Annotated in this window: 11 protein-coding genes; 6 read left to right on the top strand and 5 right to left on the bottom strand. The window is 69.0% G+C overall.

The features are described from left to right. Together HW274_RS08195 and HW274_RS08200 are read left to right on the top strand one after the other, a co-directional pair. A complete protein-coding gene (locus HW274_RS08195; RefSeq protein WP_075253308.1) occupies positions 1 to 237 on the top strand; it encodes a hypothetical protein in 237 nt (78 codons plus the stop codon). A 3-nt stretch (positions 238 to 240) separates the two neighbouring features. After that, complete coding sequence (locus HW274_RS08200; protein WP_185988555.1) at positions 241 to 3,264, top strand: DEAD/DEAH box helicase family protein; 3,024 nt, start codon at positions 241 to 243, stop codon at positions 3,262 to 3,264. A gap of 13 nt (positions 3,265 to 3,277) precedes the next feature. Here HW274_RS08200 and HW274_RS08205 read toward each other — a convergent pair whose 3' ends face one another. After that, on the bottom strand, positions 3,278 to 5,110 hold the full coding sequence (locus tag HW274_RS08205) for a proline--tRNA ligase (protein ID WP_185988556.1): 1,833 nt from the start codon (positions 5,108 to 5,110) through the stop codon (positions 3,278 to 3,280). Between the two features lie 256 nt (positions 5,111 to 5,366). Between HW274_RS08205 and mvk the strand changes: the two genes are divergently transcribed. The 4 genes from mvk to fni are packed head-to-tail and all read left to right on the top strand — an operon-like array spanning position 5,367 to position 9,620. Continuing rightward, positions 5,367 to 6,329, top strand: a complete 963-nt coding sequence (mvk, locus tag HW274_RS08210; RefSeq protein ID WP_185988557.1) for a mevalonate kinase — start codon at positions 5,367 to 5,369, stop codon at positions 6,327 to 6,329. Beyond that, entirely contained in the window at positions 6,326 to 7,357 is a 1,032-nt protein-coding gene (gene mvaD, locus HW274_RS08215; protein WP_185988558.1) for a diphosphomevalonate decarboxylase, read from the top strand. Before mvk ends, mvaD begins: the two co-directional genes overlap by 4 nt. Continuing rightward, positions 7,348 to 8,535: a phosphomevalonate kinase gene (locus HW274_RS08220; RefSeq protein WP_185988559.1), complete on the top strand. Its 1,188-nt coding sequence runs from the start codon at positions 7,348 to 7,350 to the stop codon at positions 8,533 to 8,535. The genes mvaD and HW274_RS08220 overlap by 10 nt, the downstream gene beginning before the upstream one ends. After that, complete coding sequence (fni, locus tag HW274_RS08225; RefSeq protein ID WP_185988560.1) at positions 8,532 to 9,620, top strand: type 2 isopentenyl-diphosphate Delta-isomerase; 1,089 nt, start codon at positions 8,532 to 8,534, stop codon at positions 9,618 to 9,620. The genes HW274_RS08220 and fni overlap by 4 nt, the downstream gene beginning before the upstream one ends. A gap of 169 nt (positions 9,621 to 9,789) precedes the next feature. Here fni and HW274_RS08230 read toward each other — a convergent pair whose 3' ends face one another. The 4 genes from HW274_RS08230 to ispG all read right to left on the bottom strand — a co-directional run bounded on the left by HW274_RS08230 (position 9,790) and on the right by ispG (position 13,783). Beyond that, complete coding sequence (locus HW274_RS08230; RefSeq protein ID WP_003786380.1) at positions 9,790 to 11,166, bottom strand: tripartite tricarboxylate transporter permease; 1,377 nt, start codon at positions 11,164 to 11,166, stop codon at positions 9,790 to 9,792. Continuing rightward, positions 11,163 to 11,453: a hypothetical protein gene (locus HW274_RS08235; protein WP_101586145.1), complete on the bottom strand. Its 291-nt coding sequence runs from the start codon at positions 11,451 to 11,453 to the stop codon at positions 11,163 to 11,165. Before HW274_RS08235 ends, HW274_RS08230 begins: the two co-directional genes overlap by 4 nt. A 110-nt stretch (positions 11,454 to 11,563) precedes the next feature. After that, complete coding sequence (locus HW274_RS08240) at positions 11,564 to 12,553, bottom strand: GNAT family N-acetyltransferase (protein WP_185989596.1); 990 nt, start codon at positions 12,551 to 12,553, stop codon at positions 11,564 to 11,566. Between the two features lie 48 nt (positions 12,554 to 12,601). Continuing rightward, positions 12,602 to 13,783 carry a flavodoxin-dependent (E)-4-hydroxy-3-methylbut-2-enyl-diphosphate synthase gene (gene ispG, locus HW274_RS08245; protein WP_003786387.1) on the bottom strand — a complete coding sequence of 394 codons (1,182 nt, stop codon included), beginning with the start codon at positions 13,781 to 13,783 and terminating at the stop codon, positions 12,602 to 12,604. Between the last annotated feature and the right edge of the window lie 43 nt (positions 13,784 to 13,826).

The following is a 13,826-nucleotide window of genomic DNA, read 5'->3' on the forward strand; positions in this document are numbered from 1 at the left end:
ATGCGTCTTCTCGTGGCGGCCGTAGCCGCCATCGCCGCCCTGGCAGCCGTGGACCAGCTCTTCTTGTGGATGGAGCGCCGTGGCCGGCTCTACTGGCGGCGCCGCAAGCGCGACCCACGTGGCGCCCTCCTGGGTCCCATCGACAACGTCTTCAACCCGGCCCACGAGCACGTGGTTGAGCAGCAGGAGACCGAGGAGCGCCTGGCCGATATCCAGGGCGACGCAGCCTCGAGGTGAGACATGAAGAGCGCAGCCGCCCCCACCACGCAGCGCCCGCTGCGCCGGTGGACACGTCGAGTGCCGTTACGCGACTACCAGCAGAGTCTCCTTGACCGGCTCCATCCCGACGACGGATCCACGCTTCACCTGCTCGCACCACCGGGAGCGGGTAAGACGCTCATGGGGCTGGAGCTGGCCGTGCGCAACGGCCGCCGTGCGCTCGTCCTCGTACCCACCACGGTCATCAGGGCGCAGTGGATCCATCAGGCGCAGAAGCTCTTCACCTCCTCCTTCGGCTCTCCTTCGGTCACTGGTTCCGTCGGCGCCCACCTGCCGGGCGCGCGTCCAGAGCAGGCTGCGGAAGCCGCCGACCTGACGGTGCTGACCTATCAGTCCCTGGCCGTCGTCGGCTCCTCCCCCGCCTGGAGCGAGGCGGCCCGCTCGCACTGGCTCACTGAGCTCACGGCCGACGGACGAAGCACCGGGAGCGCCGAGGCGTGGCTGAAGCGCCTGGAGGCCGATAATCCCCGGGCCTACAGCCGTGGACTCCGTTCACGTACTGCCACCACCCGCCGCCGGATCGATGAGCTCGACGACGACGCCATCGACGCGATTCTGGGTCCAGGTGCCCGGGCACGCCTGGACGCACTCGTCACCGCGGGAGTCGCCACCATCGTCCTCGACGAGTGCCATCATCTGAAGGCCCACTGGGCCATCGTCGTCCACTACCTCGTACGGCGTCTGAAACGAGCGGGCCTGTCCCCCACGCTCATCGGTCTGACGGCCACTGAGCCCTCGGGTGAGGACCGGTCGGCCCGCCGCTATCGCGCGCTCCTGGGCGACATCAACGCTGAGGTCCCGGTTCCGGCCGTCATCCGCGCCGGTCACCTCGCCCCTTGCCGTCAACTGGCCTGGTTCACGCTCCCGTCCCCGGAGGAGACGGAGTTCCTGGCCGTCGCCGGAGAGGAGCTCCGTCACCGGGTGGGCGAGCTGCTGCTGAGCCCCGACGGCGTCGACTACCTGCTTGAGGTTGTCGCCCCGCCCACGTCGTCCACGGCTCCAGGTGACGGGAGCGGGTCGGGGACGTTGCCTCGCATCGCTGAGACGGATGACGACCATGCCCCTACGACAGCGAGGCCTTACGAGGAGGACGAGCTGGTGCGTCGGATCGTTGCGGGTTTCGACACCGACCCGCTCCTGGCCGCATCCGCAGCAGCGCTGCTGCGCAGAATAGGCAGCTACCGGGGCACGACTCTGAGCACTCGAGTTGTTCCGCTCCTGCCCGAGCTCGACCTGCTTGATCTTGACGATGAGCTCAGGCTCCTGGGTCGGTACGCTCATGACCGCCTTCTGGCGGCGCCGGAGCGCCGGCGGGACTGGGAGTCCACACGCGAGCTGCTCAGAGGCTTCGGGCTGTACCTGACCGATTCCGGTATCCGGGCGGGACGGTCCCCGGTGGACACCATCACTGCCGCATCCAGGGCCAAGGACACGGCCATCGTCGACATCCTGCGTCACGAGCTCGACTCCATCGGCGATCGGCTGCGAGCAGTGGTTGTCACCGATGCGGCCGAGCACTCAGCTCCTCACCGAGCGCTCGACGTCCTGGTCCCAGCTTCACGCCCCGGCCCTGCGGGAGGCGCGGTGCGTTGTATGAGTACGCTGCTCAGTGATGCGGATCTGCGCTCCTTGCACCCGGTGCTGCTGACCAGTTCCCGCCTGAGCCTGGCCAGCGGTGACACCTCGCTGCTGGATCGGCTGCGTCGGAGCACCGGTCTCGCACTCCCCGCCACCGATGACGGCTGGATGCTCTCGGTCACCGGGCAGGGAGTTGGCAGCGCCGGGCTCGTCCTGGCCGTCAGTGAGCTGGTCGCTGCCGGGAAGGTACGACTCGTCGTGGGCACCCGGGGGCTGCTCGGCGAGGGCTGGGACTGCCCTGCCGTCAACACGCTCATCGATCTGACGGCGGCGACGACCTCGGCCTCAACGCAGCAGCTGCGCGGTCGCACGATGCGTCTGGACCCAGGCTGGGTCGACAAGGTCGCTCACAACTGGTCCGTCACCTGCCTCCTGCCAACCCATCCCCGACTGCGCTCCGACCCGGACCTGAACCGACTGCGTCGCAAGGCCGAGCACCTGTGGTCACTGGTGCGGATCGATGATCCCGAGAGCGCCCCGGTGTCGGCCTCCGACGAGCCTGGTGGCGCTCCTGTTGTCGAGACGGGGCTCGATGCCATGCTGACACCGGTCCAGCGCCGCCTTCTCGAGAGAATGGATGACGGCGCCTCCCCGGAGGATATTGATGCCCTCAACTCCGCCACCCTGACCGGCCTCGATCGTCGGATCGAGTCGCGGCGATGGCTCGCTCAAGCACCCGCAGCACACCGAGTGTCACAACGCGGCCGTGGCCGCGTGCTGGAGGCGGTCGAGATCACGAGCGCCCCGGCCCTGCTGCGCCGGGGATCGCCCACGGCCTTCTGGAGTGCAGCGGCTCGCGCCGTTCTCGATGTTGTCCTGCCGCGATACGACCTCACTGCGGACGGGGAGCCCGCTGGCGGACCCTGCCCCGACCTCGTGGTTCGCGAGAGTGCCACCGATTCGCTCGGCGGATCTCGTCCGCGTGTGCTGATCGGCCTGGACGGGGTGGGGACCCGTCAGAGTGCTCGGTTCGCCGACATCCTCACCGAGCTCCTGAGCTCCCCGGTGCGCCGTCCTCGTTTCATCCTCGAGGCCGCTACCGCAACATTGGCTCGAGGTACGGCCGAGCAGCCTCTGAACGGGCTGCGGCGTCTCCTGGGAAGGCTGCTGGCGCTGGGGGCATGGAACCACGATGACAGTGTTCACCTTGCGGTTCCGACGGCCCTGGCCCGCTCCCGAGCCGATATGGAGGCCTTCGTCCGTTCCTGGTCCACACGAGTGGGTCCGTGCCGGCTTCACCTGGTTGCCGATGCCGATGACGCGGCAGCACTCCTGTCCTGCCTCGGCAGCGGTGGTCCCACCGGACGAGTCGAGCTGCGTCGTACCAAGCGCTGGCTGGAGGACTGAGCGGCCGTGCCGTTCAGTGACGGGCGGCCTCCAGGGCGGCGCGGACGGTGGTGCTGAGCTCGGCTGCGGCGGCGTCGGCGGGCACGGAGCGGCGCTCGCCGGTGCGGCGGTCACGGATCTCCACGGTTCCCTCCTTGGCCAGGTCCCGGCCGACGACCAGCGTGTAGGGCAGGCCGAGGAGCTCGGCGTCGGCGAACTTCACGCCGGCGGAGACCTTGCGGCGGTCGTCGTAGAGGACCTCGACGCCGTCGGCGTCCAGGGATGAGGCGATCTGCTCGGCGACGTCGAAGACGGCCTGGTCCTTGCCGGTGGCCAGGACCTGCACGTGGTAGGGGGCGATCTGGGCGGGCCAGGTCAGTCCCTTGTCGTCGTGGTTGGCCTCGGCCAGGGCGGCCATGACGCGGCTGACGCCGATGCCGTAGGAGCCCATGGTGACCACGCGGGCCTTGCCGTTCTCGTCCAGGACGGTCAGTCCCAGGGCCTGGGAGTACTTGCGTCCCAGCTCGAAGATGTGGCCGATCTCGATGCCGCGGGCCAGGTGGAGGGGACCGGAGCCGTCGGGGGCGGGGTCGCCCTCACGGACCTCGGCGGCCTCGATGGTGCCGTCGGCGGTGAAGTCGCGGCCCATGACCAGGTCCAGGACGTGCTTCTTGTCGCTGTTGGCACCGGTGACCCAGCTGGTTCCCTCCACGATCCGGGGGTCGACGAGGTAGCGCACGGAGCCGGTGAGGACCTCGGTGCCGTCCTCGCGCTTCTCCACGCGCCGCAGCGGGGAGTTGGGGCCGATGGCACTGGGGCCGATGTAGCCGCGCACGAGCTCGGGGTGGGTCTCGAAGTCGGTGTCGCCGGCCATCTCGACCTCGGCGGGGGCGACGGCGGCCTCCAGGCGCTTCATGTCGACGTCGCGGTCCCCGGGCACGCCGACGACCAGCAGCTCGCGCTCGCCGCCGGGGTGGATGAGGGTGACAACGACGTTCTTGAGGGTGTCGGCGGCCGTCCAGTCCCGCCCGTCTGAGCGCGGGTAGGCACGGTTGCACAGCTCGACCAGGGAGTCGATGGTGGGGGTGTCAGGGGTGTCGACCACGCGCGCCGGGCCGATCCCGGAGGCGTCCACGGGCTCGGGGACCACGGTGGTGACGGCCTCGGCGTTGGCCGCGTAACCGCTTGAGGAGCGCACGAAGGTGTCCTCACCGATCTCGCAGGGGTGGAGGAACTCCTCGGAGTGGGATCCGCCCATGGCGCCGGCCATGGCGTTGACGATGACGTAGTCCAGGCCCAGACGGGTGAAGATCCGCTCGTAGGTGTCGCGGTGGGCCTGGTAGGCGGCGGCCAGGCCGGCGTCGTCGATGTCGAAGGAGTAGGAGTCCTTCATGACGAACTCGCGGCCGCGGATGATGCCGGCGCGGGGGCGGGCCTCGTCGCGGTACTTGGTCTGGATCTGGTAGACGACGGCCGGCAGGTCCTTGTAGGAGGAGTAGAGGTCCTTGACCGCGAGGGTGAACATCTCCTCGTGGGTGGGGGCCAGCAGGTAGTCCCCGTCCTTGCGGTCGCGGAGCTTGAACAGGGTGGGGCCGTAGTCGTCCCAGCGCCCGGTGGCCTGGTAGGGCTCGGCCGGCAGGAGTGCCGGGAAGTGGACCTCCTGGCCACCCATGGCGTCCATCTCCTGGCGCACGATGTCCTCGATCTTGCGCAGTGTCCGCAGCCCCAGTGGCAGCCAGGTGTAGACCCCGGGAGCAGCCCGGCGGACGTAGCAGGCGCGTACGAGCAGGCGGTGGCTGGCGACCTCGGCATCGGCCGGGTCCTCGCGCAGGGTTCGGATGAAGGAGGTGGAGAGTCTGTGCAGCACGAGGGCGATCCTACGGGGTCTGACGCCACGGCCCCAACGGAGCCCGCCCGACCGTACGAGATCACGCGATTCGGGACCGGCTGACCAACGACGACGCACCGGGCGATCCGAAGGCCTTGACGCTGTTCAGGGACGACTTGCGGCCCTCGAGAAAGGCCCGATACGCTCCATCCCATCGGAGGGTTCGTCGACCCTCTTATCCCTGAGTTCGGCCGCGTCACGTCCCCCTGCTCGCGGGCCACAGGCAAGGAAGCATATGGACAGGCACTCCTCCCTGCGCGAGGGACACGGCCAGACGTGGGCGAAGGCCATTCTTCTGGGTGAGCACTCCGTGGTCTACGGCCACCCCGCCGTCGCCGTACCGCTGCAGGACCTGCGGATGCGAGCCACTGTGAGACCGACCTCGGGCCCCTCTACGCTGACCAGCCTGGACTACTCGGGCCCCCTGACGCAGGCCGGCCCCCGGTTCGCCAGCGTGGCGCGAGCCTTCGAGGTGGCACGGGAGTTCTCCGGGTGCCTGGACCAGGCCCTTGAGATCACTACCGTCAGCGACTTCCCCCATGAGCGCGGGCTCGGTTCGTCGGCCGCGGCGGCCGGCGCGATCATCCGTGCGGTTCTGGACGCCTGCGGGCGCGAGGCCACCGCGGACGAGCTGTTCGCCCTGACGCAGATGGCCGAGCAGATCGCTCACGGCAAGCCGTCGGGGCTCGACGCCGCCGCCACCTGCTCCCCATGCCCCATCCGGTTCCAGGGAGGGCAGATGCGGCCCCTGAGCCAGCGCGTTGAGAACGCCTCCCTCATCATCGCCGACTCCGGGATCCACGGCTCCACCCGAGAGGCCGTTGGAGGCCTGCGCCGGCGCTACGAGAACGATCCTGACAACATCGGCCCGCGTATCAACCGACTGGGAGCACTCACCCAGAACGCGATCATGGCCTTGGACCAGGCCGACGCCCCGGCCCTCGGGGTCGCCATGGACGAGGCGCACGCGGTGCTGACCGAGCTCAGCCTGAGCCTGCCGATCCTCGATGACCTCACCGAAGCCGCCCGCAGCGCCGGGGCACTGGGCGCCAAGCTCACCGGCGGAGGACTCGGCGGCTGCGTCATCGCCCTGGTCACCGGCGAGTCCGCCACGCGCCGGGTGCGTGCCGCCCTGGAACAGACCGGCGCACCGGAGACATGGAGCTATCGGATGCGCATCAGCGAGGTGGACGAGTGACCGCCGTACCCCCTGGAGCCGCTGCCGGCTCCTCCCCGTCCGCCATCACGACCGCGACGGCCAGCGCGAACACCAACATCGCGCTCATCAAGTACTGGGGCAAGGTCGATGAGGCACAGGCGATCCCAGCCACGTCGAGCCTGTCCCTCACCCTCGGCGGCACCCGGACGACGACAACGGTCTCCTTCGACGGCGGGGACGGCGCCGCAGACTCGGTGACGATCAACGGGGCCTCCCCCAGCGCCGTGGAGCTGGAGCGAGTGACCCGGTTCCTCGACCTGGTGCGCGCCCGCTCAGGCGTCACCGCCCCGGCAACCATCACCTCCCGGGCCTCGGTCCCGCTGGCGGCCGGCCTAGCGAGCTCGGCGGCGGGCTTCGCGGCGCTTGCGGCAGCGGCCTCCCAGGCTGCCGGCATGGATCTCGATGGCCGGGAGCTCTCCAGACTGGCCCGACGCGGCTCGGGCTCGGCGACCCGCTCCGTCTTCGGCGGGCTGGTCCTGTGGAACGCGGGCCACGACGACGCCTCCTCCTACGCCGAGCCGGTCGCCTGCGAGATGGACCTGGCGATGGTCGTCGTCGTGCTCTCGCAGCGTTACAAACCCATCAGCTCGACCCTGGCCATGCGGGCCACCATGTCGTCCTCCCCTCTCTTCCCCGCCTGGGTCGAGGCCAGCGGAAGGGACCTTCAGGTGGCGCTGGAAGCGGTCCGGGCGGGCGACCTGGCACGGCTCGGGGAGATCGTCGAGGGCAACGCCCTGGGCATGCACGCCACGATGATCGCGGCCCGCCCTGGCATCATCTACTGGCTGCCGCAGACCGTGGCGGCACTGCACGCGATCCGCGCCATGCGCGAGGAGGGGCTGCCCGTCTGGGCAACGATCGATGCTGGACCCAACGTCAAGGTCCTCACCGAGGGCGCCCGCGCCAAGGAGGTCGCCGCCGCGCTGCGGGACCGTCTGACCGGCACCACCGTCTCGGTGAGGTGTCCCGGCGGCGGGGTGCGTATCGAGGAGGGCCCATGCCCCTGACCTCTCACGGCGGCGATGTCGTCTCCAGGGCGCCGGGCAAGCTCTACATCGCCGGAGAGTACGCCGTCGTCGAGCCCGGCCACCGAGCGGTCCTGGTCGCCGTCGACCGATTCATCACCGTACGCATCACGCCCTGCTCCCCCTCCGGCGAGTATGCGGGCACGATCAGCTCACGGCTCTACGCCAACGGCTCCAGGTCCTGGCGCCGCCGACCGCAGGACGGCCAGGCCGAGGCAGTCGGAGGAGAGGACGACTACATCATCTCGGCGATCCGAGTCGTTGAGGCGCTGGTGACCCAGGGTGGCGGCCGGCCACGCTCCTTCGACCTGAGCGTCTCCAGCGAGCTGGAGGAGGACGACGGGCGCAAGCTGGGACTGGGCTCATCATCAGCGGTGACGGTGGCGACGGTGCGCGCCGTCGCGACGTTCTACGGCATGGCCGCCGACGACCTGACCGTCTACAAGCTGGCGATGCTGGCCAGTGACACGGTCCAGCCGATCGGCTCAGGAGGAGACATCGCCGCGAGCGCCATGACCGGGTGGGTGGCCTACACCTCCCCCGACCGCTCATGGCTGCGCCGGGCCCGACAGCGAGCCGGGGCCGGTGGCATGAGCGATCTCGCGGAGGCGGACTGGCCAGGTCTGAGCGTCCGCCGCCTGCCGCCTCCTTCATTGCGGCTTCAGGTGGGCTGGACCGGTGCGCCCGCCTCCACCCCGGCCCTGGTCGCCGACGTCCAGACCCGATCCCACGGGGCCGATGACTACACCGTCTTCCTGCGCGACAGCCAGGACTGCCTGGCTCGTCTCATCACCGCGATCGAGGATGATGACGTCGTCCGGATCATGCGCCAGATCGCGCGCAACAGGGCTCTTCTGGCAGGGCTCAGCAGGATCGGCGGCCGGACCATCGAGACCACTGAGCTGGCGAGACTGGTCGAGATCGCGCTCGACCACGGGGCCACGGCTAAGAGCTCGGGCGCCGGGGGCGGGGACTGCGGAATCGCCCTGTGCCCACCGGCCACGGACCTGGTTGCGCTGCGAGCCGCGTGGGAGACTGCCGGGATACGGCCTCTGGACCTGTCGGTCTACAGCCAGGACTCATCCGCTGCCTGCGCAGCCGACCCCGCTGAGGCACATGCTCATTCCTCGACCGCCTCCCCCGTTAAGGTCACCCCATGAGCCACGAGCCCATCACCTCGCAACGGGCCTCCCGTAAGGACGAGCACCTGGAGCTGGCCATGCGTCTGCACGGTCAGGACCGCGCCGGCGCCTTCGACGACGTCTCCTTCATCCATCACAGCCTGCCGGGGGTCAGCGCCGAGCAGGTCGATATCGGCACCACCGTCCTGGGCTGCCGATGGGAGGTCCCGTTCTACATCAACGCCATGACCGGCGGAACGCAGACAACAGCGGCTATCAATGCCGGTCTGGCCGAGGCGGCCGCTGAGGCGGGAGTCGCGATCGCCTGCGGTTCCCAGCACGTGGCCCTGCGTGACCCGGAGCGAGCGGACGGCTTCCACGTCATCCGACGCCGGGCCCCGGGCGCCTTCGTCCTGGCCAATGTCGGACCGACCGTCAGCCCTCAGGAGGCACTGCAGGCCGTGGAGATGCTGGAGGCCAACGCCCTGCAGATCCACCTCAACGCGGCCCAGGAGCTGGTCATGCCCGAGGGCGACCGCGACTTCACCGGCTGGAGCGAGGCGATCGCCGGCATCGTTGCGGCCGTGCCCGTCCCGGTGGTGGTCAAGGAGGTGGGCTTCGGGCTCTCACGCCGAACGATCGAGGCCCTGGCGCGCACCGGCGTCGCGGCCGTCGACGTGGCTGGGGCCGGAGGCACGGACTTCGTCGCCATTGAGAACGAGCGCCGACCGCAGCGCGACCTGTCCTACCTGGTCGGCTGGGGCCAGTCGACGGCGCTGTGCCTGCTGGAGTCGCTGAGCGGCTCGGAGCCGGTCAGCCTGCCGGTACTGGCCTCCGGCGGCGTGCGCAACCCGCTCGACGTCGTCCGGTCTCTGGCCCTGGGAGCCTGTGCCGTCGGCGCCTCCGGGCACGTCCTGCGCACCCTGGTCAAGGAGGGCCCCGAGGCCCTGCGCCAAGAGCTGCGCACCTGGAGCGAGCACGTGCGCACGCTCATGACCCTGCTGGGAGCGGCCGATGTCTCTCAGCTGCGTCGCACCGATGTTCTCGTCACCGGGAGCACCGCTGAGCGGGCCCGTCTGCTCGGCGTCGATCTGACCGGTCTGGCGCACCGTAGCGATAGCTAACCGTCACCAGGTGCTTCCATCAAGGGAGATCGTCCCCTCTGCCCCAAACTCCGACTGACTCATCGAGTGCTGGTATCAGGACTCAGCACCGGAGTCTTGCGCGGCCGATCGCAACAGACGTGCGGCGGAGGCCGGTCCCCAACCTCCGCCGCATCCCGCGAGAAGGAGATCAGGCCAGAGCGGCCAGGGCCTTGACGATGCCGGGGGCCGCGTAGAGGGACATGAACTGGACGCCGTAGGAGACCCCCAGTCGGTTGAGCGACCCGCACGCGATGCCCACAAGCAGGACCCCGAAGACATTGGCCAGGCCTGCCTTCTGGTCGGCGTCGATGTAGGCCAGCAGGAGGACGAAGGCGACGAACAGCGCCAGCACCGCCTCGTGGGGAATGCGACGCATGACGAAGTAGGTGATCTGCGAGGACCAGCGCACGGCGATGACGTACGTGATCGTAACCGCGGCAAGAGCCCCGATGGTCACGGTGATGATGAATCCGGGCAGATCCAGCAGGTGGTGCAGGTTGTGCTGCTTGGTGTAGACCGAGCCCGCATTGAACAGCGGACCGGCGGGGCCGACGGACACACCGGAGATCGGGACCCCGAGCGCCACCAGAGGAATGATGACGCCGGCCAGGTAGGTCGAGTGGGTCAGGGCGCTCATGACGGTCACTGCACGTTGCGCGCGGGGCACCCGGTCCTCCTTCTGGCGGGCCACGGAGGCCTCGCCCAGCAGGAAGGTCAGGCCCACCGGGCTGAGAATGAACAGCGGGGTGGAGACGGCGGCCATGGCGGCACTCCACCAGCCCTCGGACCTCGTGATGAGCCGCCCCGGCCACAACGCCTGTCGCTCAAAACCGGATCGCAGCAGCTCGGCCTTGGTGCGATTGCCGTGCGGCAGTGCCTCCCGGCGCTTGGCATTGAGCAGCTCCAGGAGGGTCAGGAGCATGGGCCCCACGGTGATACCGAGGAAGAATGAGGTATTGACACTGGCCTTCTCAGGGATAATCCCCGCCCCTCGGTAGAGCGCCGGAAGCGCCTGGAACAGAAGTGCCATGGGAAGAATCGATACCAGGGAGAGAATTCGGTTCTTTCCGAGCAGTGCCAGAATCACGGCTCCGGCAGCCAGGACGATATCGGAGTTGGACTTGATCCAGTCGGCCATGGGCAGCAGCAGACCGGCAAGGAGGAAGCTCAGGGGAATGGAGATAAGAGTTCCGATGGCCGACCCCACCGCCATCTTCCGGATCGTGTCTGAGGCCAGGCCCTTGTTGCGCAGCACCATGGCGTGATCCATGAGCGGAGCGGACATGACTCCGCCGGGCAGTCCCACCAGCGCCGTCGGGATCCCGTTCATGAGGTTGAGCGTGACCACGGCGGAGATGAAGAAGGCGAGCACTACGTGCGGTGGTGCCCCAGCCAGGATGATCGCCAGAGTGACGGGGGCCAGCACCCCGGTCTCATCGGTCCCGGGGATGAAACCGATGAAGGTGTAGAGGACTACGGCAGCCAGGATGGCAGCCGCCATCATGAGGAGAAGGCTCACAGTCACTGGTCTCCCCCTTCACTCGCCCCGATGTTCAGCTCATCGACAATGGTGACCTCACGTTTAGGAGTCACAAGGAAGCAGCAGGCGATAAAACCGATAGTGGAGGCCCCCAGCCCCCAGAACAGCGGCTTGCCTCCGAGATAAACGGAGAACAGCACCGCCGCGACGACACATATCACCGATATCAGGAGACAGACAATCAAGTCTCTGGGCGATACGAGGTCATTCCATACCTCGATATTGTTCTGACGCTCCGTGTTCTCGGAGTCGACGTCATCCGTACTGCACACGATTGGTGATCGTAGGCGAGCCGCCCAAGACGCTCCATATGTTGTTCACCATGACTTTGCAGGCGCCGTGTAACAAAATCGCATCATCCTTGCGGTCCCACCGGGAACATTCACAGGAGCACGGTGGCGAACAGGCCCACCTGCTCAAAGCCCAGGGAGCGGTAGAGCGCCATGGCAGGGGCGTTGTAGTCGTTGACGTAGAGGCTCACGACGCCGTCGGCGCCGACATGGTCCCGGCGCACGGCGTCCACCACGCCGGCCAGTGCCGCCGCCCCGACTCCCCGCCCACGCAGGTCGGGGCGGGTCCACACGCCGGTCAGCTGGGCGACGCCGCCTGTCGGGGAGTGCCACAGGGCCCCGACGTCGGCCTTGAAGGCCACCGCCCGGGGCGATTCGGGCTGGACAGGCCCACCGGCGCCGTCGTCGAGGACGACGTAGCTGCGCCCCTGCTCGATGAGCCAGCCGACGTGGCGGCTGTATCCGGAACCATCGGTGGTGGGGTCGTAACCGAGCTCACCGATGAACATGTCCACCGAGGCCGGAAGGACCATCTCCGTCTCACTTGGCTGCGCCCGGCGGACCGCCTGCCCCACCCAAGACAGGGAGGGGTGACGGGGCCGGTGCCCGACGCTCAGCCCCGCGGCCGGGCGAGGTGCGGCCAGGACCGGCTGCTTCCAGCGCTCCTGGCGGGAACGCACTCCCTGCTCGCTGAGCGCTCCCCAGATCGCTGCGACGTCCGGGGCCGGCCCGCAGACCGAGCCGTGCCTGGACAGGCGGGGTCGGCAGTGCTCGGCCAGTGCCCGGATCTCACCGGCATCGGCCGCCCGCAGACCGTGCTCGGGGCGTCCGGCCAGGCCGAAGGGCATGAGGGAGCCGACCGACCAGGCCGCGGCAACGGGCTGTGCCAGTCCGCCCAGGGCGACGACGTCTCCACGTCCCCAGCGGGTCCAGCGCTGCATCTGCTGGACCAGGCTCACGGCGCAGACCGGATCCAGAGCGCACAGCGACATGACTCCCGACACCTGATCGGAGGGAACCGGTGTCAGGCGGTCGGCGTGACGCTGAGCGCGTCTCGTGTCGCGGTGCCGCAGGAAGCTCATACCCGTCAGGCCCGGGCCGGCGCTGAGGCGCCCGGCCCTCACCGGTCCTCAGCCGGCTGCCGAGACCATGGGGCTGGTGCCGGCCAGGGCCTCCTCCCCGAGTTCCTCGGCCATCTCTGCGGCCATGGCCTCGGCGTGCTTGAGGAGGGTCTCGACGACCTGATCCTCCGGGACGGTCTCCACGACCTGGCCGCGCACGAAGATCTGGCCCTTACCATTGCCCGAGGCGCAGCCCAGATCCGCCTCGCGGGCCTCGCCGGGGCCGTTGACGACGCAGCCCATGACGGCCACGCGCAGCGGAGCGGTGACCTTCTTGAGTCCCGCCTCGACCTCCTCGGCAAGGGTCCACACGTCCACCTGGGCCCGACCGCAGGAGGGGCAGGAGACGATCTCGAGCTGGCGCTCGCGCAGCCCCATGAACTCCAGCAGCTTGGTGCCCACCTTGACCTCCTCGACCGGAGGAGCGGACAGCGAGACCCGAATGGTGTCGCCGATGCCCTCGGCCAGCAGGGTGCCGAAGGCGGCGCAGGACTTGATGGTGCCCTGGAAGGCGGGGCCGGCCTCGGTCACGCCCAGGTGCAGGGGCCACTGGCCGGCCTCCGACAGGAGCCTGTAGGCCTGCACCATGGTGACGACGTCGTGGTGCTTGACGGAGATCTTGAAGTCGTGGAAGTCGTTCTCCTCGAAGAGTCCGGCCTCCCAGGTGGCCGACTCCACGAGCGCCTCGGGGGTGGCCTTCCCGTACTTCTTGAGCAGGCGCTTGTCCAGGGAACCGGCGTTGACGCCGATGCGCAGGGAGACGCCGGCGTCGGAGGCGGCTTTGCAGATGTCGGCGACCTGGTCGTCGAACTTGCGGATGTTGCCGGGGTTGACACGCACCGCGCCGCAGCCCGCCTCGATGGCGGCGAAGACGTACTTGGGGTTGAAGTGGATGTCCGCGATGACGGGGATGCGGGACTGCTTGGCGATGATCGGCAGTGCCTCGGCGTCCTTGTCGGTGGGGCAGGCCACGCGCACGATGTCGCAGCCCGCGGCCGTCAGCTCAGCGATCTGCTGCAGAGTGGCGCCGATGTCGTGGGTCTTCGTGGTGGTCATCGACTGCACGGTGATGGGGGCGTCTCCACCGACGTTGAGGCTGCCGACCCGGATCTTGCGAGTGGGTCGGCGCGCTGCCAGGACCGGGGCCTGGGCACGCATCGTAGGGATGCCAAGAGCGATCGCTTCAGTCACCCGTCCAGTATGTCACCCGCCCTGCCCGGGCCTGCATCTCCGG

Origin of the sequence: Actinomyces sp. oral taxon 169, from assembly GCF_013394715.1 — a bacterium.
Classification (GTDB): Bacteria; Actinomycetota; Actinomycetes; order Actinomycetales; family Actinomycetaceae; genus Actinomyces.